This window comes from Kitasatospora humi (genome assembly GCF_020907985.1).
GTDB classification, from domain to species: Bacteria; Actinomycetota; Actinomycetes; order Streptomycetales; family Streptomycetaceae; genus Kitasatospora; species Kitasatospora humi.
The window spans coordinates 138190-164570 of record NZ_JAJJPA010000011.1; the positions used below are offsets into that span (position 1 = coordinate 138190).

Sequence of the window (26381 nt, forward strand, 5' to 3'; positions counted from 1 at the left end):
AAGGAGGTGCCGGTGGCGGTGCTATGGATGGACGGAGAAGGTGACTTCGGTGAACCGTGCCTGGCCGGTGTTGCCACGGGACTTGAGCGCCAGCACGGCGGCCGCCGCACAGGCCGGGGCGGTCGAGTCGACGCTGAGCCGGCGCCAGCCGCTGCTGCCTGCCGGCAGCGGCGGCGACTCGTCCTCCCCGAGGTAGGTGCCGTTGCGGTCGAACCAGGTGACCGCGATGGTGCTGCGCCCGGTCGCGCGCACCCCCCGGGCCCAGGCGGTCAGCCGCACCCGCTGGCCGGCGGCGGTGGGCTGCTCGACCGGCTCCACCAGGTAGGACGGGCTGCGCCCCGCGGCGCCCGAGGTGCCGCTGAGCACGGCGCTGCCCGGCCCCCGGTGGCCGTCCTCCGGATCCCAGAACGCCTGGGCGGCGGAGGCGTCGTGGGCGGTCCAGTCGTCGGGGGTGCCGTTCTGGCCGCCGGACAGGTCGCCGTTGAAGTCGGTTCCGATGCCGGGGCCGGTGAACTGGGCGCGCAGCGAGGCCGCCGCCGGTTTCTCGCTGCCGTCGGCCCGCAGCAGACCGAAGTCCAGGTCCTCGGGGGCGCGGGAGGCGCCGTCCGGCACGTCACCGGGGGAGATGTCCTGGAAGATCCAGGGGGCGGCGGCGGGCAGGCCGGCCGACCGGGCGGCCCACTCGACGGTGCGCAGGTACAGGTCCTGGGCGGCCTCGGCCCCGGCCTGCGCCGTGCCGTCGCCGGGAGCGGTGGCGGTGCCCGTCTCGCCGATGTAGAGCGGGGCCGGCGCGACCACCGCCTCGGCGGCTTCGAAGACCGCGCGGGCATAACCGGCCTCCCCGTAGTAGTGCAGATCGTAGAAGTCGGGCGGGTCGCCGGTCAGCGCGTCGCGCAGCGCGGCCAGCCGGGCGACCGGGTCGGAGCCGGTCACCGAGACGGTCACCGGGAGGTGGCCGGCGGCCTGCCGGGCCGTCGGCAGTTCGTGGCGCACCCAGGCGACCGCCGCCCGGTCGCCGGGGTCCACCTCGTTCTTCAGCTCGACGAAGGCGATCCGCGGGTCGTCTCGGTAGGGATCGAGCAGCGCGTGGGTCCAGCGGTCGCTGCCGGCCAGGTCGGTGTAGTCGTTCCACCAGTCGAACAGGGTGAGCTGGACGGTCAAGCCGTGCCGGGCCGCCAGCGACACCGCCTGCCGCAGCTCGGCCAGCCGGGCCTGGTCCGGGTCGGGATAGCCGAAGGTCTCCGCGTGGACCATCAGCCGCACCGCGTTGGCGCCCAGTCCGTTGATCCGGGCGAAGTCCGCGTCGACCCGGCCCGGCTGCCAGTTCTGCCACATCCGGCTCCACGGTGCCTGCGCCGGGTAGTAGCTGAGCAGCTTGAGGCCGGCCAGCCGGGAGCGCGCGGCCTGCTGCCGCGCGCTCGGCCGCGGCTCGGCGGCCGAGCCGGTGGTGGCCACCTGCCACGGTGTGCAGGCGGGCACGGGCGCGCCGGAGCGCGCCGCACCGCCGCCCGTGCCGTCGTCGCCGGCCAAGTGCACGGTCAGCGCGGTCAGCAGCACCAGCACGAGCAGCGGCACCGGCCACCGCCGGCCCCTGGCCCGAGGCACCATGTGTCTGGCCCGAGTCACCATCGGTGCGCCCGGTCAGCCCTGCCTCGGGCGCCCCAGCGCGCGGTAGGTCCAGCCCGCCGCGCGCCAACGGTCGACATCCAGGCAGCCGCGGCCGTCGACCACCCGCCGCTCGGCCACCAGGCCGCCGAGCTCGGCCGGGTCCAGTTCGAGGAACTCCCGCCACTCCGTCAGCAGCAGCACCACGTGGGCGCCGTCGACGGCCTCCCGTGCCGAGTCGGCGTAGGAAAGGCCGGGGAAGGCGCGCCTGGCGTTGGCCATGGCCTGCGGGTCGTACACCCGCACATGGGCGCCGGCCAGCTGCACCGCGGCGGCCACGTGCAGCGCGGGGGAGTCGCGCACGTCGTCCGACTCCGGCTTGAAGGCCGCGCCGAGCACGGCCACCCGGCGACCGAGCAGCGAGCCCCCGGCCTGCTCGCGGGCCAGGTCCACGGTGCGGGCCCGGCGCCGCATGTTGATCTCGTCCACCTCGCGCAGGAAGGTCAGCGCCTGGTCGGCACCGAGTTCGCCGGCCCGCGCCATGAACGCCCGGATGTCCTTGGGCAGGCAGCCGCCGCCGAAACCGAGGCCGGCGTTGAGGAACCGGCCGCCGATCCGCGGGTCGTGGGCGAGCGCCGCGGACAGCTGCGAGACGTCGGCGCCGGCCGCCTCGCAGACCTCGGCCATCGCGTTGATGAACGAGATCTTGGTGGCCAGGAAGGCGTTGGCGGCGGTCTTCACCAGCTCGGAGGTGGCGAAGTCGGTGACCACCAGCGGAACTCCGGTGTCCAGCAGCGGGGCGTAGACCTCCCGCAGGGTCTTCTCCGCCTGCTCGGACGCGGTGCCGATCACCAGCCGGTCGGGCCGCAGCGTGTCGTCCACCGCATGGCCCTCGCGCAGGAACTCGGGGTTCCAGGCCAGTTCCACCTCGGCCCCGGCCGGGGCCAGCCGCCGGATCCGCCCGGCGAGCGCGGCCGCGGTGCCCACCGGCACGGTCGACTTGCCGACCACCAGGCAGGGCCCGTCCAGCAGTGGCGCCAAGGTGTCCGTGGCGCTGTGCAGTTGGCCGAGGTCGGCGGCGTACTCACCGTGCTTCTGCGGCGTGCCGACGCAGAGGAAGACCACCTGCGAACCGGCCACCGCACGGGCCGGATCGGTGGTGAACTCCAAACGGCCAGAGCGGATCTGACGTCGCAACAGCTCGTCAAGGCCGGGTTCGTAGAACGGCACCTCACCGGCGGTCAGCCGCTCGATCTTGGCCCGGTCGGTGTCCAGTCCGACCACCTGGTGACCCAGCTCGGCCATGCAGGCCGCGTGGGTCGCGCCGAGGTAGCCGGTGCCGACGACGGTCATCCTCATCGCTGACTCGCTTTCCGTGGAAGGGGGGTCTGATGGGTGCGGCGGCGCGCCAGCACCTCGGTGAACAGGTCGAGCACCCGCGGGGCCACCCGCTCGACGGTGAAGGCGCTGGCCCGCTCCCGGCCTCGCTCGCCGAACCGCTCGCGCAGCCTGGGATCGCCCAGCAGCCGGTCGATCGCGGCGGCCAGCGCCCGCGGATCCGCCGGGGGCACCCGCAGGCCGGTCACGCCGTCCTCGACGACGTCCCGCAGCCCGCCGACGTCGGAGGCGACCACCGGGCGGCCGGCCAGCATCGCCTCCACGGCGACCTGCCCCAGCGGCTCCTCCCAGACCGAGGGCACCACCGCCACCGAGGCACCCCGCCAGGCGGCCATCACCTGCGCGGACGGCACGTCGCGGACCACCGTGACCGCCGGATCGTCGATCACCGGAGTGTCCGCGCGCGGAGTGCCGATCAGTACCAGGGGCACCTTGTGCCGCAGCATCCGGTAGGCGTCCAGCAGTACGTTGACGCCCTTGTGCGGCCCCAGCGCCCCGACGAAGAGCAGGTAGCCGTCCCCGGCCGGCAGGAAGTCCGGTCGGGGCGTGGTGCGGGCGAGTTCGGCGATGCCGCGCGGCACCATGCTGGGGATTATCCGCAGGTCGGTCTCGGGCAGCAGCGCCGCCTGCGAGGCGGCCGCCACGGCGGTGCTGATCGCGATGTAGGCGTCGGCCCGGCCGTGCAGCGCCCGGGAGGCGCGCAGGCCCACGGCCAGCGCGGTGCCCTTGACGGCGCCGTAGCCGGCCCGCGCGCACCTGACGCACTTGACCGGGGCCGGTCCCGAACAGGGGCCGGTGTCCTGCTGGTTGGTCTTCTTGGCACAGCTCAGCCCGTAATCGTGCAGGGTCACCACGTGCCCGGGAGCCCCGGCCGCGCGGCGGTGCAGCGGGAAGTACGAGTACTGCAGCCAACTGTGGCTGTGCACGATGTCGGGCTTCAGCCGGCTGACCGCCGCCCGCAGCGCGGCCAGCGCGCCCGGATCCGGCACGGTCGGGTGGAACGGGCGGGAGGCGTCCGCGTAGAGGCTCGACAGCCGCCCCGACCAGCTGGGCACCCGCTCGACCCGGACACCGTCGATCACCTCGTGGACCGGGCGGTCACCGATCCGCAGGGTCAGCACGGTCACCTCGTGGCCGTGCCGGACGAACTCGGTGGAGAGCGACTCGACATGGCGTTCCAGGCCGCCGATGGTCGGCCGGTAGAAGTCGGTGAGCTGGAGGATCCGCACGGATGACGGCCTTTCAGTCGGAGGGCGGCAGCAGCCGCCGGTGGAACACCAGAACCGCGAGCGCACCCACCAGTTGGGCGCCGAGCCAGGAGACGCCGGCGCCGAGGATGCCGAGCGGCGGCGTGCTGAACCAGGCGCCGACCAGCGCGACCGCCGCGATCACGGCGTTGAGCGCGGCCGCCCGGCTCAGCAGGCCGCGGACCCGCAGCGTGGCGACCGCGACATTGCTCACCGCGTCGGGGAACGCCGACAGCACCAGCACCACCAGCAACGCGTACCCCTGCCGGTAACCCGCACCGAAGATCCCGAGCACCGGGTGGCCGATCGCGCACAACACCCCCGCCGGCACGGTGATCGCGGCGACGGTCACCCCCAGCGAGCGCAGTGCGATCCGCCGCAGCCCGCCGCGCCGGTGGCTCCCCTCGGCGAAGAGCGCCGAGGAGACCGCCGGGCTGATCATGAAGATGGCGCTGCCGATCATCCAGGTGATGAAGAAGGCGGCGTTGGCCCTGGCACCGAGCCGCGCCGTCACCGCCACCGGCAGGAGGTACGTGGGCACCAGCCCCGCCGCGCTGATCGCGTGGTGGCCGAGCGCCGGGCGGGCCAGCCGGACCAGCTCGGCCCGGGCCGCCCGCCACGGCACCCGCCCCAGCGGCCGCACCCGGCGGTGGCAGAGCACCAGGCCCACCACGGTGCCCAGCAGGCCACTGACCGACCAGGTCACCAGCAGCTCCATCGCGCCCGCCCCGGGCGCCACCGCCGCGACCACCGCCAAGGCGCCCAGCTTGGCCAGCGCCGTCACGGCGTTGCGTGCCAGCATCAGGGGGGCCCGGCGCTCCGCGATGAACAGGTAGTCGAGCACCCCCGAGCCGGTCCAGCCGACCGCACCCAGCACGAACCAGAGCGCGAACGCCGGAGCGCGGGTCAACGGGCCCAGCGGAGCGACCACCAGCCCCAGCGGGTACTCCACCACCGCCGCCACCAGCAGGGTGCCCGCAGTGGTGGCCGCCAGGGTCGCCACCACCGTGAGCCGCCACTGATCGGCCGTCCCGCGCTGCGGCAGCCGGGCGATCAGGCCCACCCCCGCGCCCAGGTGCACCATCAGCGAGATGATCACCAATGCGGAGGTCGCCGCCGAGCCGAGACCCACCGCGGCGCTCGGCATGATCCGTGCCGCCAGCGTCCAGTAGCCGTACCCCAGGGCCGCGTTGACCACGGTGGTGGCCATGATGCCGAGGCTGTTGACGGTCAGCGAGCGCAGCGCGCCGCGCGCCGGCGGGGCACCGGCCGGCTGCTCCCCGGCGGACGACGCGGCCTCGGGCAGCGGGGCCTCAGCCGTCGCCACAGGCGCTCCCCTCTCCCGTCCTGACGTACAGGTCGACGCTGCGCAGCTGCTCCGCGCCGCGGCTCAGCCGCAGTTCCACCCGGTGCAGGCAGCCGGTCCGCGGCACCGTCACCTGCAGCCGGGCCGCGCCCTGCCCGGGGGCGGTGCCGGTCAGCGCGACCGGATCGCTCCAGCCGGCGCCGTCGAACCCGGCCGACACCGTCAGTCCCGCCAGGTCCGCCGGCCGGCTGGCGCCCGCCACCACCGGGACGTCCAGGCGCTGCCCCGGCGCGGCCGGCAGCACGCCACTCACCTGGGCGTAGGGCGCCCCCAGCGAGAACGACACATAGGGCTGCTGCGGGGCGCCGGGCAGGTGCCCGGCGACCGCCCAGAGCAGCGCCGCCGCGGCCAGCACGCCCACCCCGTAGACCGCGCCGCGCCGCCCGTCCGCCAGCAGGTCGGGCAGCCGCGGCCGCGCCGCCCGCCGCTCCCGCAGGCACAACGGCAGCAGCGCCGTGCTCACCGCGAACGGCAGCACGGCGAGCCGCACCCGCCCCAGCACCGCGTAGCAGAGCAGCCCGCCCGCGATCAGCGCCAGGATGCTCAGCAGCACGCACAGCGGCGCCAGGAACCGCCCCGCGCCGCGCGCCAGGCCCAGCCCGGCCACCAGGCTGCGCCCCGGCGTCCAGAGCAGCACCGGCAGCACCAGCACCGCTCGCGCCGGCCCGCCCGGCACCGCCTGCTCGCCGAGCAGCGCCAGCAGGACCAGCGCTGCCTGCGCGGCGAACAGCGGCAGCGCGGACCGGCGCCCGCCGCCGGCGCTGCCGGTCGCCTCGGGTGTCCCGGTCATCGTCCCTCCCCGGAGACGGTGGCGTGGATCGCCTTGAAGTCGAAGCGGTAGATGGCGTAGTCGTCGCTCTCGTAGACCTTGGTGGTCCACGGAAGGTGGTTGTAGCGCTCCAGGTTCGACACCCCGATCGGGCTGGTGCCGCCGTACGCGAACGGCTCGTCCGGCTCGAAGTACACGCCGATCTGCGGCAGTTGGGTCGCGGTCCGCTTGTCGATCACCAGATAGGTGTAGTCCGACGAGTCCAGCTCGTGGACCAGGAACGGCGACGGCGGTGCCGAGTCGAAGTACAGGTCGTAGGTGGGGAAGCCCTTGGCCGGCTGGGCCGGCTCGGCATCCGCGTCACGGACCAGCACCAGACCGGTGTACCGGTCGGAGACCACGTGCAGCTTGGTCCCCAGGTGCGCCTTGAACCAGGTGGCGGTGGTGACCGCCTCCAAGGTCACCGACCGGGTGTCGGAGCCGAACACCGGGGGCCCGGGGAACCGGTAGTCCTCGTCCAGCCCGGCGGCCACGTTCCCCATCAGCGCGTCGCCGGCCACCAGCACCGCCACCAGCACGCCGGCCCGCCAGCGCCGCCCGCGCAACTCGCCGAGCCGGTCCAGCGCGACGATCAGCACCGGGGCGAGCAGCACGCCCAGCCCGATCCAGGTGAAGCCCCAGGTGCGCCGGGCGCCCTCGGCCCCGAACTCCACCATGATGAACGGCAGCGACGGGAAGTAGAGCAGCCCGAACAGGCCCAGGCCCAGCAGCAGCGGGTCGCCGCCCAGCAGCCCGCCGGGCTGCCTGCGCCGCCGCCACAGCGCCCACCCGGCCAGTGCGAAGCTCAACAGCGGGACGGTGAACGCCGCGTACCGCTCGTAGAACGGCTCGGTGCTCGCCTTGAAGAGCGAGCGGGTGCCCTTGCCACCGGAGAACATGTGCAGCAACTGCTTGGCGCCGCCGCCCATGTAGGGCGACAGGTAGGAGAAGGTCGCCGGTGCCACCAGCACCAGCCAGAGCACCCCGGCCCCGCCGACCAGCAGTGCCACCGCGCCGATGGTCACCGCCTTCTCGCGCGCCGCCGTGCCGCGCAGCGCGGCCACCGCCGCCACCACCGTGAGCAGCGTGAGCAGCGCGGTCATCAGGACCGTGGTCAGGTGGTGGGTCGGCACCGCGCCGCAACCGGCCAGCACCGCGCCGGCTGCCCACCGCAGGCGCTCAGGCCGCTCCTGCGCCCGGTGCGCCTTCGCCAGGCAGGCCAGGCACCACAGGAAGAACGGCATCGCCAGCGACTCGTAGGCGAACTCGGTGTCGAAGTAGACGAAGCTGGAGTTGAGGCTGTAGACCAGCGCCACCAGGGCGCCCGCGCGCAGCGAGCCGAACAGCGCCTCACCGACCAGGAACGCGCCGAACAGGGCCAGCACATGGGCGGCGACCATCACCACCAGGGCGCTCTGCCAGACCGTCAGGCCGGTGGCGTCGCTGATCGAGGCGGTGACGATGTGCAGGCCGGGGAAGCGTGCGACGATGCCGATCAGGTGGTTCTGCGCGAACAACCGCCCGTCGGCCGCAAGGTCGGTGGCCTGTCGCCAGTGCGCGATCTCGTCGTGGAACAGCGGCTGCCCGGGATTGCGCAGCAACTTGGGCACGTAGCTGAACAGTCCGTAGCCGAGCAGCCAGCCGAGCCGCGCCCGGGGCACCACCTGACGGCTCGTCAGGACGACGACCGCCGGGCAGAAGAAGAGCAGCATGCCGGCCCAGAAGACCGCGTAGTGCGCGGTGTCCGCGCTGTCGGTGGCCGCCATCGAGAAGGCGACGGCGATCAGCAACGCCCCGGCGGTGGCGGTCAGCCACAGCACCGCCCAGGCCAGCGGCGAACCGAACCGCGGTGCGCTCCGGTCCGGCCTGGCCGGCGGCCGGCTCGGCGGACCGTCGGGGACGCGAGCGCTCCCCTCGGCGACCAGTGTCGGATTGCTCATGCCGCCACCTCGCGGTAGACGTCGACCAGTTGGGCCGCGACGGCATCCCAGTCGGGGATCGCCTCGCCGCCCGGCGGGGGTGGCGCGGCCAGGCAGTCGGCCAGCTGATGGGCCAGCTCGTCGGACCCGGACCGCTCCGGCAGCAGGCGCACCGCGCCCGCCGCCGGCAGCTCCAGGTGCGCGGGGATGTCCGAGAGCACCGCCCAGGCGCCGGCGGCCAGCGCCTCCGCCGGGGCCAGCCCGTAGGCCTCGTGCTCCGACAGGCTGCACAGCACCGCCGCCGTCCGCAGCCACCGGAGCAGCTCCGGGTCACCGACCCGGCCCAGGAAGCGGATCCGCGCCCGGGCGCCCGCGGCCGCCGCCACCCGCTCCAACCGCGACCGGTCCGGCCCCTCCCCGATGATCACCAACTGCGTCCCCGGATCGCCGACCCGGACGAACCCCTCGATCACCCGGTCGACCCGCTTGTAGCGCTCCAGCCGACCGACGCTGAGCACCGTGGCCGGCTCGTCCGGCAGGGGCGCCGCCGCCAGCAGCGCCCGGCGGTCCACCGCGTTGGGCACCACCGCCACCTTGCCGGCCGCCGCGGGGAAGTCCCGTGCGAACTGCTCGGCCTCCGGCCGCGAGACGCACAGCACCGCGCGGGCCCGGCCCGCCGCGGCCCGCCCGGCCGGCCGGTAGGCGCGGTGCAGCAGCGCCCGCGCCGCCGTGTGGCCGGTGCCGTGGTAGTGCGGGCTCAGCACGAACGGCACCCGCAGTCCGCGCAGCCGCAGGGTCAGCGCGGCGCCGACGCCGGTGAGCGCGTGGTAGCTGTGGCCGTGCACCACGTCGAACGACCCGGCGTGGCGGGCAAGATGACGGTAGAGGCCGGGCGCCGTGCGGTAGTTCTCGGCCCGGTTGGCGGCGAACCGCCGCACCAGCACCCCGTCCTCGGTGCTGATGGCCGGCTCCGCCGGGCCCGGCTGCTGGGCGAGCACCTCCACGTCCACCCCCGCCCGCACCAGGGCCCGCGCGCTCTGCGCGACCACCTTCTCCACGCCTCCGGGGGTCGGCGGGTACCCCGGACTGACCAGTGCGAGCCTCACCCCGCCCCGCCTCCCGCCCGCGCGGCGCCGATGACGGCCTCGACGTTCCGATCCCAGCTGTGCGGGTCACAGAAGTGCTCTCCCGCCATGGTGACCACCTTGCGCAAACCTTCCAGTAGTGCGTCCACGTCCTCCGGCGGCACCAGCACCGCCCCGGGGTAGTCCCCGATCGCCTCCACCAGCCCGCCGACCGAACTCAGCACCACCGGCAGCCCGTTGCTCATCGCGATGTGCAGCGGACCGCTGGCGGAGGAGCGCCGGTAGGGCAGCACCAGGGCGTCGGCCGCGGCGAAGTGGGCCTTCGCCTCCTCGTCCGACACGTAGCGGTTGACCAGCGTGATCCGGTCCCGGTGCGGGGACTCCTCGATCATCCGGAGCGGCTCCACGCAGCCCTCCCACGTCTCGCCCACCACGGTGAGGTGGATGCCCCGCATCTCCTCGGGGGAGAGCCGGTCGATCGCCGACACCAGCAGGTCCAGTCCCTTGTACGGCCGGATCAGGCCGAAGAAGAGCAGCCGGAACGCCCCGTCGGCGGACGGCTCGCGCTCGACCGCGTAGTGGTCGAACGGGCCGTGCGAGACCACGGTGACCGGCCGGCCCGACAGGTCGAACAGGCCCCGCAGCAGCTCCTCGTCGTACGCCGAGTGCACCAGGAAGGCGTCCGCCCGGCGCAGTAGCGCGCGGAGCACCCGGCGGGTGTAGCGGGCGACGAACGGTATCCGGATCTCCCCGGTGTCCTGCACCTCGTGGAACTCCACCACCACCTCGGCACCGAGCAGCTTCGCCGCGACCGCCAGCACCAGGTAGGTGTGCGCCACGGTGCCGGTCCACCACTGGAACACGATGGTGTCCGGGCGGTTGCGGCGCAGCCGGTGCAGCGCGACCAGCAGGCTGGGCAGCCAGAACCAGTCCACGCCGTCGTAGACGTCGACCCGTTCGTCGTAGTCGATGGCCGCCACCTTCACACCCACCCGCTTGCGCCCCGGGTAGAGGAAGGCGGGCAGCAGCCGGCGCATCAACAGGGCCGAGACCTCCGCGTGTTCGGCGAGTGCGCCGGCCAGTCGGCAGGTGTAGTGGCTCAGCCCACCGGTGAACCGCCAGCCGGAGCCCACCACGCACACCCTCGGTCGGCGCTCACCGGCCGGAACCATGGTCGCCCCCCTCGTTCTCCGCGGCCGTCCCGCCCACCGCCGCGACCGCCGCCGGTGCGGTGCCACCGCCCCGGATCCGGTGCCGCGCCGACTCCCGGCGCACCCCGGCGACCGCTGCCGCGGCCGCATAGGCGGTGTAGCCGGCGCGCGACCGCGGGCGCGGGCCGCAGATGGTGAACTCCGGGTGCTGGACGACCCGTTCGCTCCAGCGCAGTTTGGCCACGTCCGGGCCGAGCGACAGGTTGAACTCACGGCTCCCCTGCCGGACGGCGTTCTCCGCGGCCGTGAGCTGGAGCAGTGTCACCGGACTGACGCTCCACCAGGCCGGATCGACCCCGCTGATGCCCAGATAGCTCGCGCCCGGTGCGCGCAGCACCAGCAGCGCCGCCACCGCCCGCTGCGCCACGTCCACCGTGAGGATCTCCGCCCGGCCCTGCTCGGCGAGCAGCGGCAGCACCTCGGCCAGGAACCGCCGGTGCCGGGGATCGGCGAGCACGTCACCGTGCGCCCTCCGGCCCGCCAACCGGGCGCGGGCCGCGTGCAGCCCGGCCAGCAGGGGCAGGGCCTCGGCGATCCCGGGCCCGCTGCGGTGGGTGCTGACGGTCCACGGCCGGCCGCAGCGGTCCAGCCGGTTGCGGGCCCGCCGCACGCTCTCCTTGACGTTGCGCTTCAGGCCCGGGCGCAGCGCCTCGACCTCGCCCGGCAGCGGCAGCACCACCGACGGACGCGTGGCCCGGTGCCGGACCAGCCCGCGCAGCGCCACCGGCCCGCTCAGCCACTCCGGCTCCAGCCAGCCCTGCTCGGCGCCGAGCGGCAGGTCCAGCCAGTCCCACTCGGCCGAGCGCTCGCACCAGTGCCGCACCACCTCGCGCAGCACCACCCGGGCGTCCGCCGGGGCGCAGAGCACCGAGGGCAGCTCCGTCAGCACGTCGTGCCGGCCGGCGCCCAGCAGGTGCACGGTGCGCAGCACGGGGCCGAGCCGGCGCAGGTAGCAGGGGGCCACGCCGACCAGCTCCGAACCGCGCTCCACCGCGAGCACGTCGAGCTCGCCCTCACTGGTGAAGTGCCGCGCCCAGACCTCGGACCACTCCGGCGCGGCGTACGGATTGCGGGAGTCGACCCGGCGGTGCAGCGCCCGCCAGGGCTCGCGCAACGCGGCCAGCCCGGCGAAGGTGGTGACCCGTCGGACGGTCAACTCCCGGCCCGCCCGCTTCCCGGGAGCCCGGGGCCGGGCCTGCCGGTCGTCGCTCAGGTGCACGTGCATCAGGCCACTCCGCTGGACGTCTGCTCGTCCCCGGGCAGCGCGGCCCGGCCGTCGTGCGGGCCCACCTCGTGCCCCTGCCGCGGCCCGGGCGCCGTCCTGTTCAGCACCTCGGCCACGCTGCGCGGGCCGCCGCCGAACCTGACCCGGGCCAGCATCAGCAGGCAGCCCACGCCGTCGTGCCAGGTGAGCTTCTTCCCCTCGGTGTGCGAGCGGCTGTGGTAGCTGACCGGTACCTCGAAGGGTCGGATGCCCACGCGGAGCAGACGGGCCGTCAGCTCGGTGTCCAGCCCGAAACCGGTCGCCTTCAGCCGCAGCGAGCGGAACAGGGCGAGCGGCACCAGCTTGAGGCAGGTGTGCATGTCGGCCAGGTGGGCGTCGAACAGCAGGTTGGCCGCCAGCGTGGTCATCTTGTTGCCCATCGCGAAGCGGTACGACTGGTAGACCGTGTTCGCCCCGAACAGCCGGCTGCCGTACACGACGTCGCAGCGGCCGGCGAGCACCGGCTCGACCAGGCGCGGGATGTCGGCGGGGGAGTACTCCAAGTCGGCGTCGAATGGCAGTACATGGGTGCCGGAGGCGAGTTGGGCGGCCGTCAGGAGGGCTGCGCCCTTGCCGAAGTTGCGTGGGTGGCGGTAGGTGATCACCCGGGGATCGTCGAGCTGCGCGATGTGCAGCGGAGTCCGGTCCGAGCTGCCGTCGTCCACGATGATCAACTCGATCTCGACCGGGTACTCCTGTGACAGCAGGGCGCCGGCGACCGCGGCGATGGTCTGCTCCTCGTTGTAGGCCGGCATCAGGAGCGAGAGCTTCACCGGCCCTTCACCGGACAGGGAGCGCCCGGACCGTAACCGGTGGCCGGTGGCTGCGACGGTGGCGCGGTGCACGCCGGCGCCGTCAGTCCTTCCTTCCAGGGCGGGCGCCACGCGGGGCACGGCCGCGCGTATCGGCTTCATGAGGCCTCCACTGTCCTTTTCGCTGAGGTCGGACGTTCGTTGGCGCATTTCCTGAGTCTTCCCGCGGCGCGACCGCCGCCGGGGAATCGTTCGGAAACAACGGATGGCGGTCGCGTCCGGGATGGCGCCCACTGGCATGCCGGCGGCAAGCGCACTGTGTTCGCCAGGGGCCCGAAGCAGGGTGAAGACGGCGGTAAAGCAGGCGACCGGCAGAATTCGAGCATGTCGATCACGGCCGTGTAATCCGGTAATCCGGGCATGCCAAAACCACGGGTGTCGCCTTGTGGATGTCCGGAAAAGCGCGAATGATCAGACCGGCGGGAATTCTCCGGCGGCCCGGTGGGCTTCCTCAACGAGTCCTTGCGGCGAGCGAAGGTCCGGTCGCCAATGGCGCTCCGGCCTGCGCTCTTCTCTCCGCGACCGGCTGAGGTGCCGCCAGTCGGACGGTGAGTGCGAGCCCGCCGGTCGGGGGCCGGCCGAGGTGACTGCCGGCCTCTCGGCCGCGTGTGTGTGCGCGTCGTTCGGCTCCGTGCCGGCTCCAGGCGCGGCCCGGCCGTCGGCGGCGCATCCTCGTGCGCCGATGGCCGGGCCGATAAAACAAGATCGAATTCTCGGTGACATTCCCAGTCCGCCCCCGGACGTGTGCAAGGACTTGTGACGGGCTCTCCCTGGGAACCCGTCTGTCCACCAGCTTCCCTGTCGCTGATGAAGAGCTCGCCGATCCATTGTTACGGACATATGACATTCCCCTCACAAAGGGGGAGGGGCTCTTCACCGGCTGGCAGTCATCCTTGCAGTCCAAGAGCAGGAAAACCAGCTAATCGGGTGATCTCGCTAATCAGTGGCTTGCAGGCGGCCGTACAAAACGGTCAGTTGTTAACTTGCGCAACTGTGGCATGCGAAGCGGGGGAGGCGGTGGCCTGAGTTGGTCTCGGTGCACAGCGGTCCCCTCATCTCGCTCCATGGTGCCGTCACTCGATGGCCACAGGAGTGCCAAGGTCTTCAAGGCCCCGCCGGCCGAGGCCGGCATGCATTCGGCCCGGCATGCCCCGGCGGGCACCGACCCGTCGTTCCAGCGACACGGGGCCGGGCGTGGTCAGCGACTTTGCGGAAGTCATGACGCTACTCTGTGTCGCCATCTGTCCACAATGAGCAACTGTGAGGGTCGCATGAGGATCGTGTGCGCCGGCGGCGGGCCGGCCGGCCTCTACTTCTCGATCATGATGAAGCGCCAGGACCCGGCCCACGAGATCACCGTCATGGAGCGGAACCCGATCGGCTCCACCTACGGCTGGGGAGTGACCTACTGGGGCAACCTGCTCGACCGCTTCCACCATGACGATCCCGTCACCGCGCAAGCCATCAGCGCGAGTTCGGTCCGCTGGAGCGACGGCGTGGCGCACATCTGCGGGGAGCGCGTGGTCCACCACGGTGACCAGGGGTTCAGCATCGGCCGCCACCGCCTGCTCGACATCCTGACCCAGCGGGCCGACGACCTAGGCGTGCGGATGCGGTTCGAGGAGGAGATCGAGTCCGTCTCCCAACTGCCGGAAGCCGACCTGATCGTGGCCGGGGACGGTGTCAACAGCCGGCTGCGGGAGCACTACTCGGCAGAGTTCGGCACCAACGTCTCCGTCGGGCGCAACAAGTACATCTGGCTGGGCACCCGCAAGGTCTTCGACTCCTTCACCTTCGCGTTCGTCGAGACCGCGCACGGGTGGATCTGGTTCTACGCCTACGGCTTCAGCAGCGACCTCAGCACCTGCATCGTCGAGTGCTCGCCCGAGACCTGGACGGGCCTGGGGTTGGACGTCCTCCCGCAGGAGGACAGCCTCGCGCTCCTGGCCGAGCTCTTCGCGGAACCGCTCGACGGCTACCCGCTGATCGGCCGGCCCGATGGCGACGGCCGGGCCCAGTGGCTGAACTTCCGTACCCTGACCAACCAGAACTGGTACCACGGCAACCTCGTCCTGATCGGCGACGCCGCCCACACCACCCACTACTCGATCGGTGCCGGCACCAAACTGGCCCTGGAGGACGCGGTCGGTCTGGCCGACGCGCTCGCCCGTCACGACGACCTCCCGTCCGCGCTCGACGCCTACGAGCGCGAACGGAAGTTCGCCGTGCTGCCGTTCCAGAGCGCCGCCCGGTACAGCGCCCAGTGGTACGAGAACATCCCGCGCTACATGCAGCTCCAACCCGAGCGGCTGTTCGCCCTGCTGGGCCAGCGGCACTCGCCGCTGCTGCCCCACCTGCCGCCGCAGGTGTACTACCGGATCAACCAGGTGACCGAGCAGTTGACGGCGCTCCGACGGCTGCGGGGCTGGCTCGGCCCCCACCTCGCCCGCGCCCTGCACGGACGATCGCTGGCGGGCTGAGAGCGGGTGGGAGCGCGGCCGGCCCGGGCGCCGGGCTCACCTCGCCGCCGGCGGCTTCTTCCTCCCCAGCCACTCGGCGAGCACCGCGGCCTGGCTGTGGTCGACGTCCTTGCTGGCGGTCAGCAGGGTGAGCTTGTCCTGGGCGGCGAGGTCGCGCAGGTGCCCGGCCGCCTCCTTGTGCTCCGCGTCCCGCAGCTCGCCGAGGTAGCGGCGGCGGAACTCGGCGAAGCGGCTCGGTTCGTGGCCGTACCAGTGGCGCAGGCCGGTCGACGGCGCGACGTCCCGCAGCCACTCGTCCAGGTGCGCGTCCTCCTTGCGCATGCCGCGCGGCCAGACCCGGTCGACCAGCACACGCTGTCCGTCCTGCGGCGAGGCGTCCTCGTAGACTCGCCGGTAGGCGATCCGTGTGGCCATGGCGCGCCCTCCCAGATCGATGGGCCCGACCGGGCGGCTCCCCGGCAGGGGACATCCCAAACCCCGCAGGTCGGCAGCCGCCAGGCCGCACGGCGGCACGGGTGCGGAGGAAGGACGAGCGACGATGCGCGGCAGGGCGAGGCCGGAGGCGGCGGACTTCCCGGCCGTGACCGCCCCCCGGCTGGATACCGTGGGCGGGCTGGACGCGGCCGTGGCCGACTGCCGGGCCTGCCCGCGGCTGGTCGCCTGGCGGGAGCAGGTCGCCCGGGCCAAGCGCCGGGCGTTCCAGGACTGGGAGTACTGGGCCAGGCCGGTCCCCGGGTTCGGCCCCGCGGACGCACCGCTGGCGATCGTGGGCCTGGCTCCGGCCGCGCACGGCGGCAACCGCACCGGGCGCATCTTCACCGGCGACCCCTCCGGTGACGCGCTCTACGCCGCGCTGTACGACCTCGGGCTGGCCAGCCGGCCGACCGCCACCCGGCGCGGCGACGGGCTGGAGCTGTACGGCGTGCGCATCACGGTGCCGGTGCACTGCGCCCCGCCCGACAACCGGCCCAGCAGTGCCGAGCGGGACACCTGCCGGCCCTGGCTCGCCCGTGAACTGGAACTGCTGCGACCGACGCTGCGGGTGATCGTGGTGCTCGGTGCCTTCGCCTGGCAGGCGCTGCTGCCCGTGCTGGCCGACGCGGGGTGGCAGCTGCCCCGACCGCGGCCGGCCTTCGGCCACGGTGCCGAGGCGCTGATCTCCGACGCGGTCTCCGGACGCGAGCTGCACCTGGTCGCCGGCTACCACCCGAGCCGGCGCAACATGTTCACCCGCACCCTCACCCCCGCCATGCTCCGCGAGGTGCTGCGGCGCGGCGCCGACCTCGCCGAACTGCCGCGCCGCCCGGCGGCCGGGAGGTAGCCCACGGCGGGAGGGGGCGGCCGGCCCGGAGTGAGTCCGGTCACAGGCGGGCCGGGGAACACGGGTGCCCAGGGGACCGGACCGCAGGCGGGCCCGCCGCACCGGAACGCCAAGGGACGGTAAAACGTTCGCCAAGCGGGCAGCACGCTACGCTGGCCTGTCACCCCCTTTTGCCGACCGCGTTCTGGAGGAAGCGGCCTTGCACATCGACGAGTGGATCAACAGTGTGCCGCCGGGCGCGGTCTACGGCCTGCTCGCCGTGATCATCGGCATCGAGAGCCTGGGCATCCCGGTGCCCGGGGAGCTAGCGCTGGTGGCCGCCGGCATGCTGGCCGCCAAGGGGACGGTCAACCCGGTGCTGCTCGCGGTCTGCGCCTCCGGCGGGGCGATCATCGGCGACTCGATCGGCTACCTGATCGGCCGCAAGGGCGGCAAGCCGCTCTTCGACAAGCTCGGCCGGAAGTTCCCGCGCCACTTCGGACCCGACCACCTCGCCACCGCGGAGCGGTCGTTCCACCGCTGGGGCATGTGGGCGGTCTTCGTCGGCCGCTTCATCGCGCTGCTGCGGATCTTCGCCGGTCCGCTGGCCGGTGCGCTGCGGATGCCGTACTGGAAGTTCCTGATCGCCAATGTGCTCGGCGGCGTGGCCTGGGCCGGCGGCACCACGGTGGCGGTGTACTACGTCGGCAAGGCGGTCGAGCAGTACCTGCAGGGCTTCTCCTACGTGGCGCTCGGCATCGCCGCGGTCGGCGGGGTGGTCACCGGTGTGGTGATCAAGAAGCGGGCGGCCAAGCTCCACGCCGCGCACCCGGCCGCCGCTCCCGAGCGCCCCCAGGCCGAGCAGGTCACCGCCGGGGAGTGAGACCCGGTTCCGCGGACCTCACGCGGTGTCAGTTCGCCCGCGTAAGATCACCAGCGGCAGACATGGGCGCGACAGTGGAGGTATCCGATGAGCCGGCAGCAGTGGACCGAGGTGGACGCCTATCTGGAGCAGGCGCTGGTCGGTGAGGATCCGGGGCTCAGTGCCGCACTGGCGGCCAGCGCCAAGGCCGGCCTGCCGGAGATCGCCGTCTCGCCCACCCAGGGCAAGCTGCTCCACCTGCTGGCGCTCACCGCCGGTGCCCGCCGGATCCTGGAGATCGGCTCGCTCGGCGGCTACAGCGCCATCTGGATGGCCCGCGCCCTGCCGGCCGACGGTCGGCTGATCTCGCTGGAGCTCTCCCCGGCGAACGCGGCCGTGGCCCGCGCCAACCTGCACGAGGCCGGGCTGGAGAAGGTCGCCGAGGTGCGCACCGGCCGGGCCGCGGACAGCCTGGCCGAGCTGGTGGACGAGGGCGCCGAGCCGTTCGACCTGGTCTTCATCGACGCGGACAAGCCGAGCATCCCCGACTACCTGGACTGGTCGCTGAAGCTGACCAAGCCCGGCTCGCTGATCATCGTGGACAACGTGGTGCGTGGCGGCAAGGTCGCCGACCCGGAGAGCACCGACGCCTCGGTGCTGGGCATCCGCCGGATGCACGAGATGGTCGCGGCCGACCCCCGGGTGTCCGGGACGGCCGTGCAGACCGTCGGCGCCAAGGGCTACGACGGCTTCGCATTGATCCGCGTCAACTGACCGGCCGTCAGGGTCGAGCTGCTCCACCGGCGCCCCGCGCGACCCGCGCGGGGCGCCGTCACGTTCCCGGGCGGGGGTCCCGGCGGCGCGGCCACTCCGGAAATCTCGCCAACTCGGAAAAGTTGCCTACCTGGAAAACTTGCCGCGATGGCAAGTTTTTCCCTATGCTTCTCGCATGGCACCCGCAGACGAGGCCCGGTCCACCGGGCAGCCCGGACTCCGTGAACGCAAGAAGCGCGAGACCCGGATGGCCCTGAGTCAGGCAGCGATCCGGCTCTGCGTCCTGCACGGTTGGGACAATGTGACGGTCGATCAGATCGCCGCCGAGGCCGACGTCTCGGTCCGCACCTTCCGCAACTACTTCAGCGGCAAGGCCGAGGCGATCGCCGCCAGCCACCTGGAGCGGATGCTCCAGGTGAGCGACGACCTGCTCGCCCGGCCGGCCGGCGAACCGCTCTGGGATTCGCTCCAGCACGCCGTACTGGGTCGGTTCGCCCCGGCGGCCGCCGCAGGATCGGGCAACTCCGCGCCGCAGAACCAGCGTTGGCGCGACGGTGTGCGGCTGATGCTGGCCGAACCCGCGCTCTCCGGCGAGATCGTCAAGGCCAACGCGGCCGCTCAGCAGGAGCTGGCCCGAGCCATCGCACGGCGCACCGGCACCGATCCCGACCGCGACGTCTATCCGAAGCTGGTCGCCGCCGTGGTCGCGGCCGGCAGCGCCGTCGCCGTCGAGCACAGCCTGCGCGCGGAGCAATCCGAGCCGCTCGGCGCGGTGTTGGCCCAGATCTTCGAGCAACTCGCCGCCGGCCTGCCGATGCCGTAGCGAGACGCGGGCTTCCGGTGCCACCCCCACCCGTCCGCATCAAGGGAGACGTGACCATGACCGCCGATGTGATCATCGTGGGAGGCGGCCCCAACGGGCTGATGCTGGCCTGCGAACTCAGCCTCGCCGGCATCCGCCCGATCGTGCTGGAGCAGCTCCCGCAGCCCAGCACCGAACCCAAGGCCAACGGCCTGCTCGGCCAGGTGGTCCGACTGGCCGACCACCGAGGCCTCCACGAGCCGCTCAGCGGCAGCCAAGAGCCCCCGCAGCCCAACTCCGCCTACTTCATGTTCGCCGCCATGGGCCTCAACCTGGGCTTACTGGACGCCAGCCCGGTGTACGGCCTGGCCGTCCCGCAGCACCGCATCGTCGAAGTCCTCGAGGAGCGCGCCCGGGCACTCGGCGTCGACCTGCGGCGCGGACAACGGGTCGCCGCCGTCACCCAGGACGGGGACGCCGTCACCCTCGACGTCACCGGCCCCGGCGGCGACCAACGGCTCCGGGCCCGTTACGTGGTCGGCGCGGACGGCGCGCACAGCGTGATCCGCAAGCAGTCGGGGATCGGGTTCCCCGGCGTCAGCTACGACCGCCGCACCAACCGCACCGCCCACGCCGCAGTCCCGGCCGACTGGGTCGATCCGGTCAACGGCGCACTCACCGTTCCCGGTTACGGGACGATCATGCCCTTCCTGCCGCACCGCACCGACCAGGGCGGCTTCTCCTACGCTCCGTTCCCCGGGCACCCGCCGCTGGTCAGCACCACCGAATGGGACCAACCCCCGACCGACGAGCCGATGACCCTGGCGGAACTGGAGTCGAGCGTCAAGCGGGTGCTCGGTGTCGACCTGCCGCTCGGTCCGCCGGACGGCACCGGCCCGCACGTGCTGCGCCGGCTGACCGGCGGCAACACCCGGGTCGCCGACCGCTTCCGCGACGGCCGGATCTTCCTGGTCGGCGACGCCGCCCACGTCTACACCTCCGGCGGCGGCCCCGGCCTCAACCTCGGCCTGCAGGACGCCGCCAACCTCGGCTGGAAGCTCGCCGCGGCGCTGCACGACACCGCCCCGCCCGGCCTGCTCGACAGCTATGACACCGAGCGCCGCCAGGCCGCCCGCCGCATGGTGCTCAACGCCGAGGCGCAGTCCGCCCTCACCGCGCCGGGCAGCGACACCACCGCCCTGCGCGAACTCTTCACCGAGCTGCTGGGCCATCGGGCGGTCGTCCAGCACCTGGCCGACCTCACCGCCGGCACCGATGTGCGCTACGAGATGGGGGGCACCGAACCGCACCCCGCGGTCGGCTACTTCGCACCGGAGCTGGCGCTCGGCACCGCGTCGGGGACCGTGCGGCTCGCCGAACTCGCGCGCCACGGCCGTCCGTTGCTGATCGACCTCACCGACGACCGGTCACCGGCGACGGTACTGGCAGCGGGCCAGGGCGTCGTCGACCTGGTCGTCGCGAAGGGCTCCGACCCGGTCGGTCTCACCGGTCTGCTGGTTCGGCCCGACGGTTATGTGGCCTGGGCCAGTAGCTCATCGCGCCCCGGCCGGCCCGAGCTGGCCGCGCTGCGGGCGGCCGTCGAGCGCTGGTTCAGTCCAGCGGTGCGGTGAACGGAGCGGTCAACCGCTCGGTGAGCGCGGCGACTCGGGCCCGGGCTGTCGGATCGTACGCCCAGTCGTGGGCCCGGGCCTCGGTGAACCGGTCGAAGTAGCGGCCCGTCACTCCGGCCAACTCCGGGTCGGTGACCAGCCGGACGGTCGGACGCACCCCCTCCGCCACGCTCACCGCGGGCACCAGGCCGAAGGCGCGCACGCCCTCGGTGTCCATCAGATGGGCCGGGTGCAGACTGTTGACGGTGACCTCGTGCGCCGGCAGTTCGGCGCCCAGGTCGAAGGTCGACATGATCAGGGCCAGTTTGCTGCGGCAGTACGCCTCCAACCCCTCGTACCCGTGCTCCATCATCGGGTCGGCGAGGTCGAGCGGCGCCTGGCCCATCGAGGCGACATTGACCACCCGCGAGGCCCGGCCGGAGCGCTTCGCGCTCACCCGGAGCAGCGGGAGCAGCAGCCTGGTCAGCGTCCACGGCGCCAAGTGGTTCACCGCGAGCTGCAGTTCATGGCCCTGGGCGCTCAGCTGCCGCAGCTGCGGGTCGTTGCGGGCTATCGCGTTGTGCACCAGGACGTTCAACTCCGGCTCGGCCCGGGTGATCCGCCGGGCCAGCGCCCGGACCCGGGCCAGATCGGAGAGGTCGGCCAGGTAGCCGCGGGCCTCGGTGCCGAGGGCCCTGACCTCGGCCAGCACCTGCTCCAGCCGTTCCGGGTTGCGGCCGTGGAGCAGCAGGGTGGCGCCCTCACCCGCGAGGTCGAGTGCGAGGGCGCGCCCGAGGCCCTGGGTGGCGCCGGTGACCAGGACGGTGCGGCCGTTCAGAGAGGAGTCATCGTTCATGGCCTGATTTATATCAAAGCTTTGATGAGTCATCAAGACGTTGATGAATGGATGCCCCGGGCATTGACGACGGGCAAGCCGAAGGGCCTGGGCTCCTGCCCTGCCCAGGCCCCGGTCGGCGACCCGTCAGACCTTGTCCGCCACGATCATCAGGTAGTGGAAGCTGCCCTCCTTGTAGGCGGTCAGGAAGGGGTCCTCGATCCCCGTGGCCACCGAGGACTTGGCCCGCAGCTCCCAGTAGGGGATGGTGTCGGGCGTCAGGTCCACCACGGAGATCGGCACCAGGTTGTTGGCCGCCAGCGCCTTGAAGTACTCACTGCGCGGGTGGATGTTGCAGATGTAGTGCTGGTCGATCTGGCTGACCGCCCGGGACGGCCCCCCGGTGATGTCGTTGTAGCAGCCGGTGATGCACACGTAGCGGCCGCCGAACTCCAGCAGCCGGGCGAACTCGGCGAACGCCTGGTGCAGATCCACGTACATGGTGGTCTCGTTGGTCCAGATCGCCCGCCGCGACCCGCTCTCCAGGCCGGTGTCCAGCATGTTGCGGAAGTGGAAGCGGACCTTGTCCGCCACCCCGCGCTGCCTGGCCCGGTCGTTGGCGAAGCCGACCTGGTACTCGGAGATGGAGACCCCGTCGATCGTGCAGCCGAACCGGGCGTTGGCCATGATGCTGGTGCCGCCGCGGCCGGAGCCGGCGTCCAGCAGCCGGTGCTCCGGGCGGATGTCGCCCAACTGGTCCAGCAGCACATCGGCCTGCGCCGTCTCCAGCCGGTGCATCTCCTTGATGATCCGCTCGTCGCGGGTCTCCTCCGGCCCGGCCAGCACCGAGGGGTCGTACTCGCCGAGCCCGTAGTGGTGGTGGTAGAGGTCGTCGATCTCACCCAGCCGCAGGTTGACCGGGTCCTGCTGGTTGGTGTTCCAGTAGTTGGCCACCGACTTCTGGAAGGCGGTGCGCAGCACGGCGGCGGGGTCGGGCGTGGTGGTCGTCATGGTGTCGCTGACTCCTCGTCGAGGGTGGGGAAGGGACGCCGGAACGGTCGGCTCGGTCAGGAACGGGGGTGCGAGACCTCGACGTTCTCCAGCACTCCGAGCGCGTCGGGGACCAGGACCGCGGCGGAGTAGTAGGCGCTTACCAGGTAGGACATGACGGCCTTCTCGTTGATCCCCATGAACCGGACGTTCAGGCCGGGCTCGTACTCGTCGGGGATGCCGGTCTGGTGCAGACCGATCACGCCCTGGTTGTTCTCGCCCATGCGCATCGCGAGGATGGCGGAGGTGTGGCCGTCGACCACCGGGATCTTGCCGCACGGGAAGATCGGCACGCCGCGCCAGGCGGGGATGTGGTGGGTGCCGATGTCCACGCTGCCGAAGTAGATGCCCCGCTTGCTGCACTCCCGGCCGAACGCGGCGATCGCCTTCGGGTGGGCGAAGATGTGGGTGGTCTCGCGGCGCATGCTGAGCAGTTCGTCCAGGTCGTCCGGGGTGGGCGGCCCGGAGTGGGTCTGGATCCGCTGGTCGTACTCGGCGTTCTGCAGCAGGCCGAAGTCCGGGTTGTTGACCAGTTCGTACTCCTGGCGCTCGCGCAGCGCCTCGATGGTGAGCTTCAGCTGCTGCTCGATCTGGTTCATCGGGTCGTTGTAGAGGTCGGCGACCCGGCTGTGCACCCGCAGCACCGTCTGGGCGACGCTCAACTCGTACTCTCGGGGGGCCAGTTCGTAGTCGACGAAGGTGCCGGGGAGGTCCGGCTCGCCCTCGTGGCCGGCGGCCAGTTCGATGTCGGCCTCACCGTGCTGGTTCTGCGCCTGGTCGGCGTCGGCCAGGTAGGCGGCGACCTGCTCGCGTAGCGCCTCGGAGCGGTTGACCAGCTCCTGGAAGGCGGCGGTGGGCAGCACCATGACGGTGGCGGCGGTGGCCGCCTTCACCGTGAACCCCCAGAGCGCGTCGGTCTGCCGGATCGCCTCGTCGCCCAGGTGGTCGCCGTCGGCGAGGTGGCCGAGCACGGTGGCCTCGCCGTACTTGCCGGTGCCGATCCGGTTGACCTTGCCGTGGGCGATCAGGAAGATCTCCTCCACCGGCTGGCCCGCCTCGACGAGCACTTCGCCCGCCGCGACGTCACGCTGGCTGAACCGGTTGGCCAGCTCCTCCAGCACCGCCGTGTCCTCGAGGTCGCGCAGCACCGGCACTTCGCGCAGCGACGGCGGCACGACGCGGACCACCGAGCCGGTCTTGGCGAAGCTCACCCGCCCGCGACCGACCGCGTAGCTGAGCCGGCGGTTGACCCGGTAGGTGCCACCGGACACCTGTACCCAGGGCAGGTTGCGGAGCAGCCAGCGCGAGCTGATGCCCTGCATCTGCGGCTCGGACTTGGTGGTGGTGGCGAGGTTGCGCGCGGCCCCGGTGCTCAGGCTGAGCTGGGCCGCGGCCTCCTGGGCCTCGGTCGGCGCGGGCCCGGTCTCGATCGACATCGGATCTCTCCATCCTCATGAGCGGTGCAGGACGACTGACGTCTGTTGCCTCGTCAGATTCCATCGCACGGCACATCTGGATGGGGGATGGAGTGTCATTCTGATGCCACAAAAGGATGTGTGGAAATCTTTGTGCGCCCCCGTTTACGAGCCCGAGCTACTGTGTTGACCTGCGCGGATGAGAGCAAGGTCGACATAGGCCCGATAACCCGGAAATAGTACTAAGTCGAGGTCGTTTCTCTTCGGATATTTTCGGCGGTATGGTGGCCGAGCCTGTGCCACCACCGTTATCGGCGACGGCCCGTCAGGTGTTGTGGCCGCCGGCCTGGATCCCCGGTCGGCGGTCGGCCGGTCGGCGGGGCGGAATCGGTGTGGTCGGGAAGTCGCGGGCGCCGGTCCACAGGGCCGGTACGGCATCCGCGCGCCGCGCCAGCTCATAGGCGATCGCCTCGTAGTTGACCCGCCAGCCGTGGAAGTGCGGCCAGGCGAGTATGGTGGGCCGCTCCGCCGCGAAGCCGGAGGCGATGATCATCGTCACCGCGGCGTCGAACTCGGCGTAGCTGATCCGGATCGGGGCGTCGGGCTGCGGATCCGGATCGAAGTCGAGCTTGATCACCCGGGCGATGTCGCGCATCGCGGTGAAGCCGGCCCGCAGCACCAGCCTGGCCTCAGGCGGCGCGCTCTGCGGACAGAGCGCCAGCTGCATCGCCGCGGCGTCCATCACGGCGATCAGCCCCACGATCCAGCTGCGGTACGGCTGCGGGGAGCGGAAGGAGAGCAGCACCGGGTAGTTGGAGTGGCTCTCGCCCAACTCGGCGGCGAGCCGCTCCCAGTCCCCGTAGAGTTGCGGCAGCGCGGTCTCGGTGTCCACCAGGGACTGACGGGCCAGCAGCTCCGGCCCCCAGGCGGGCTCGCCGGCCCGGGACTGCAGCAGCGTGACCTCCACCTCGCGGCGGTTGTAGCTGCCGTAGAGCGTCGGCAGGTAGGCGATCTGCAGGGCGATCACCAGCGGGCCACTGGCGGCGGCCAGGAAGTCGAGGCCGGAGAGCCGCAGCCGGGCGCCACTGGCGAAGCCGAGGGTGAACAGGCTGGATCCGGCCTCGCGGAACGAGTCGCTCCAGGACAGTCCCGAGGTCGCCTGCGTCAGCAGGGTGAAGGCGCCGAGCAGTGCGATCAGCCAGCAGAACAGCATCGCGACCAGCATCAGCGGTGCCAGCCAGGCCTGCGCCCGGTCGTGCGCCCGGTATCCGCCGAACGGCGCCGCGCACATGTGCAGCACGGCCCGTCCGAGCTGCCAGAGCCGGAAGGTCAGGGAGGAGTACAGGCCGCGCGGCACCACCAGGGTGCGCAGGATGCTGGCGACGGTGAGTACCAGCAGCAGGAGGCCGGCCAGGGCGGAGAACAGGCGCATGGCCCCATTGTCGATCATCAGCGGGCCGGCTGAGCGGGCGAAACGCGACGGCCGCCCGCGCAGGGGCAGCCGGCGTCGAGGGCGTGACAGGCGTGGGCGATTTCACTTCGACGATGAGGCGCCGGGCCTGAGCGCACGGTAGATTGATCAGTCGGCCCGGCTCGGGCGGTGCGCGCACACCACCGGAGCCGGGCTGCCTCTGTTATATCGGATACTGCGTCAGGTTGGCGGGAATACTGCGTCAACTCTGTTGTGACAGTTGTGTGAAACGCTCCAGGCTCTGCTGGTAGGCGACCGGCGTGACGTGCATGGGGCCGGAGTACGGGTGGGTCATGTGCAGCACCAGGTAGATGCCGAACCCGACCACCGCGCCGACCAGGCCGAGTGCGATCGCCTCCCGGCGCTGGAAGGTCAGCCCGGCGATCGGCGCGTAGAGCAGCACCAGCACCCCGGTGCCGATCAAGGCGGGATAGAGCGGTGCCGGCAGTGAGACCGAGGCGTCGGCCAGCCGGATCTGCCGCTTGGTGTAGACGTCGTCCAGGTCGCTGAGCATGGTGGTGCGCTGCGGGGAGTCCGGCATCGCCGCGACATGGGCGCGCACCGCGTCCAGGCCGGCCCAGGCGGTGGGTGAGGCGGTGCCGTGGGTCATCGCCTCGAAGTCCGGGCCGATCACCTCGGAGACGTAGCTGCGCAGCAGCGGACGGGTGCTGGCGTCGGCGTCCGTGTAGGCCGCGTTGAGCGATCTGGCCTCGTCCCAGGTGTGGCCGCGCGCGGTGTTGAGGTTCGACCAGGAGCCGGCGATCAGGAAGCCGGTGACCAGCATGAACGAGGAGAGCGAGGCGGAACCGAGGAAGCCCAGCGCACCCGAGGAGAAGCTGCCTTCACGGGACCGGTGGGTGCGGCCGAAGGCAGCCAGGATGCCCACGGCCACCGCGGACCCGAGCAGTACCGCGAGAACGATTCCGAGACTCAACGACGCCTCCCTGTGGTGTGGTTGATGAAGCTGACGGCCGCGGCGAGGATGACCGGGACGGTGATCGCGACGAAGGCGAAGGCGCTCTGGGCGTCCGCCGTCGGGGTCGTGCTGGGGTCGGGCGGGCGCACGG

The 26381-nt window shown here is 72.4% G+C and carries 22 protein-coding genes; 6 read left to right on the forward strand and 16 right to left on the reverse strand.

The features are described from left to right. Positions 1 to 21: 21 nt before the first annotated feature. From LN042_RS14045 to LN042_RS14090, 10 genes are all read right to left on the reverse strand, one after another. Positions 22 to 1575: a glycoside hydrolase 5 family protein gene (locus tag LN042_RS14045; protein WP_230051519.1), complete on the reverse strand. Its 1554-nt coding sequence runs from the start codon at positions 1573 to 1575 to the stop codon at positions 22 to 24. A 66-nt stretch (positions 1576 to 1641) separates the two neighbouring features. Continuing rightward, positions 1642 to 2964: a UDP-glucose dehydrogenase family protein gene (locus LN042_RS14050; RefSeq protein WP_230051520.1), complete on the reverse strand. Its 1323-nt coding sequence runs from the start codon at positions 2962 to 2964 to the stop codon at positions 1642 to 1644. Then, complete coding sequence (locus tag LN042_RS14055; RefSeq protein ID WP_230051521.1) at positions 2961 to 4232, reverse strand: glycosyltransferase family 4 protein; 1272 nt, start codon at positions 4230 to 4232, stop codon at positions 2961 to 2963. Before LN042_RS14055 ends, LN042_RS14050 begins: the two co-directional genes overlap by 4 nt. Positions 4233 to 4245: 13 nt before the next feature. Further along, complete coding sequence (locus tag LN042_RS14060; protein WP_230051522.1) at positions 4246 to 5577, reverse strand: lipopolysaccharide biosynthesis protein; 1332 nt, start codon at positions 5575 to 5577, stop codon at positions 4246 to 4248. Next, entirely contained in the window at positions 5564 to 6406 is an 843-nt protein-coding gene (locus LN042_RS14065) for a hypothetical protein (protein WP_230051523.1), read from the reverse strand. The genes LN042_RS14060 and LN042_RS14065 overlap by 14 nt, the downstream gene beginning before the upstream one ends. After that, positions 6403 to 8364, reverse strand: coding sequence for a hypothetical protein (locus tag LN042_RS14070; RefSeq protein WP_230051524.1), 1962 nt, complete (start codon positions 8362 to 8364; stop codon positions 6403 to 6405). The genes LN042_RS14065 and LN042_RS14070 overlap by 4 nt, the downstream gene beginning before the upstream one ends. After that, entirely contained in the window at positions 8361 to 9449 is a 1089-nt protein-coding gene (locus LN042_RS14075) for a glycosyltransferase family 4 protein (RefSeq protein ID WP_230051525.1), read from the reverse strand. The genes LN042_RS14070 and LN042_RS14075 overlap by 4 nt, the downstream gene beginning before the upstream one ends. Beyond that, on the reverse strand, positions 9446 to 10600 hold the full coding sequence (locus LN042_RS14080; protein WP_230051526.1) for a glycosyltransferase: 1155 nt from the start codon (positions 10598 to 10600) through the stop codon (positions 9446 to 9448). The genes LN042_RS14075 and LN042_RS14080 overlap by 4 nt, the downstream gene beginning before the upstream one ends. Then, positions 10584 to 11864 carry a GNAT family N-acetyltransferase gene (locus LN042_RS14085; RefSeq protein WP_230051527.1) on the reverse strand — a complete coding sequence of 427 codons (1281 nt, stop codon included), beginning with the start codon at positions 11862 to 11864 and terminating at the stop codon, positions 10584 to 10586. Before LN042_RS14085 ends, LN042_RS14080 begins: the two co-directional genes overlap by 17 nt. Then, entirely contained in the window at positions 11864 to 12817 is a 954-nt protein-coding gene (locus tag LN042_RS14090; RefSeq protein WP_230051528.1) for a glycosyltransferase family 2 protein, read from the reverse strand. Before LN042_RS14090 ends, LN042_RS14085 begins: the two co-directional genes overlap by 1 nt. A 1169-nt stretch (positions 12818 to 13986) precedes the next feature. On the opposite strand from LN042_RS14090, the gene LN042_RS14095 reads away from it, so the two are divergent. Then, positions 13987 to 15195 (forward strand): FAD-dependent monooxygenase, encoded by a 1209-nt coding sequence (locus LN042_RS14095; RefSeq protein ID WP_230051529.1) that lies wholly within the window; start codon positions 13987 to 13989, stop codon positions 15193 to 15195. A gap of 36 nt (positions 15196 to 15231) precedes the next feature. Here the strand turns inward: LN042_RS14095 and LN042_RS14100 are convergent, their stop codons facing one another. Continuing rightward, positions 15232 to 15609, reverse strand: coding sequence for a DUF488 domain-containing protein (locus LN042_RS14100; protein WP_230051530.1), 378 nt, complete (start codon positions 15607 to 15609; stop codon positions 15232 to 15234). Between the two features lie 124 nt (positions 15610 to 15733). On the opposite strand from LN042_RS14100, the gene LN042_RS14105 reads away from it, so the two are divergent. The 5 genes from LN042_RS14105 (at position 15734) to LN042_RS14125 (ending at position 20564) form a co-directional block, all read left to right on the forward strand. Beyond that, a complete protein-coding gene (locus LN042_RS14105; protein WP_230051531.1) occupies positions 15734 to 16516 on the forward strand; it encodes a uracil-DNA glycosylase in 783 nt (260 codons plus the stop codon). Between the two features lie 199 nt (positions 16517 to 16715). Next, on the forward strand, positions 16716 to 17378 hold the full coding sequence (locus LN042_RS14110) for a DedA family protein (protein WP_230051532.1): 663 nt from the start codon (positions 16716 to 16718) through the stop codon (positions 17376 to 17378). Positions 17379 to 17465: 87 nt separating this feature from the next. After that, complete coding sequence (locus LN042_RS14115) at positions 17466 to 18131, forward strand: O-methyltransferase (RefSeq protein WP_230051533.1); 666 nt, start codon at positions 17466 to 17468, stop codon at positions 18129 to 18131. Between the two features lie 175 nt (positions 18132 to 18306). Further along, positions 18307 to 18954: a TetR/AcrR family transcriptional regulator gene (locus LN042_RS14120; protein ID WP_230051534.1), complete on the forward strand. Its 648-nt coding sequence runs from the start codon at positions 18307 to 18309 to the stop codon at positions 18952 to 18954. A 56-nt stretch (positions 18955 to 19010) separates the two neighbouring features. Then, positions 19011 to 20564, forward strand: coding sequence for an FAD-dependent monooxygenase (locus LN042_RS14125; protein ID WP_230051535.1), 1554 nt, complete (start codon positions 19011 to 19013; stop codon positions 20562 to 20564). Here LN042_RS14125 and LN042_RS14130 read toward each other — a convergent pair. The 5 genes from LN042_RS14130 to LN042_RS14150 all read right to left on the reverse strand — a co-directional run bounded on the left by LN042_RS14130 (position 20545) and on the right by LN042_RS14150 (position 26248). Continuing rightward, complete coding sequence (locus LN042_RS14130) at positions 20545 to 21399, reverse strand: SDR family NAD(P)-dependent oxidoreductase (RefSeq protein ID WP_230051536.1); 855 nt, start codon at positions 21397 to 21399, stop codon at positions 20545 to 20547. The genes LN042_RS14125 and LN042_RS14130 overlap by 20 nt on opposite strands. A gap of 126 nt (positions 21400 to 21525) precedes the next feature. Further along, complete coding sequence (locus tag LN042_RS14135; RefSeq protein ID WP_230051537.1) at positions 21526 to 22389, reverse strand: geranyl diphosphate 2-C-methyltransferase; 864 nt, start codon at positions 22387 to 22389, stop codon at positions 21526 to 21528. A 56-nt stretch (positions 22390 to 22445) separates the two neighbouring features. After that, entirely contained in the window at positions 22446 to 23864 is a 1419-nt protein-coding gene (locus LN042_RS14140; protein WP_230051538.1) for a family 2B encapsulin nanocompartment shell protein, read from the reverse strand. Between the two features lie 304 nt (positions 23865 to 24168). After that, positions 24169 to 25275, reverse strand: coding sequence for a hypothetical protein (locus LN042_RS14145; RefSeq protein ID WP_230051539.1), 1107 nt, complete (start codon positions 25273 to 25275; stop codon positions 24169 to 24171). A gap of 241 nt (positions 25276 to 25516) precedes the next feature. After that, a complete protein-coding gene (locus tag LN042_RS14150; RefSeq protein WP_230051540.1) occupies positions 25517 to 26248 on the reverse strand; it encodes a bestrophin-like domain in 732 nt (243 codons plus the stop codon). Between the last annotated feature and the right edge of the window lie 133 nt (positions 26249 to 26381).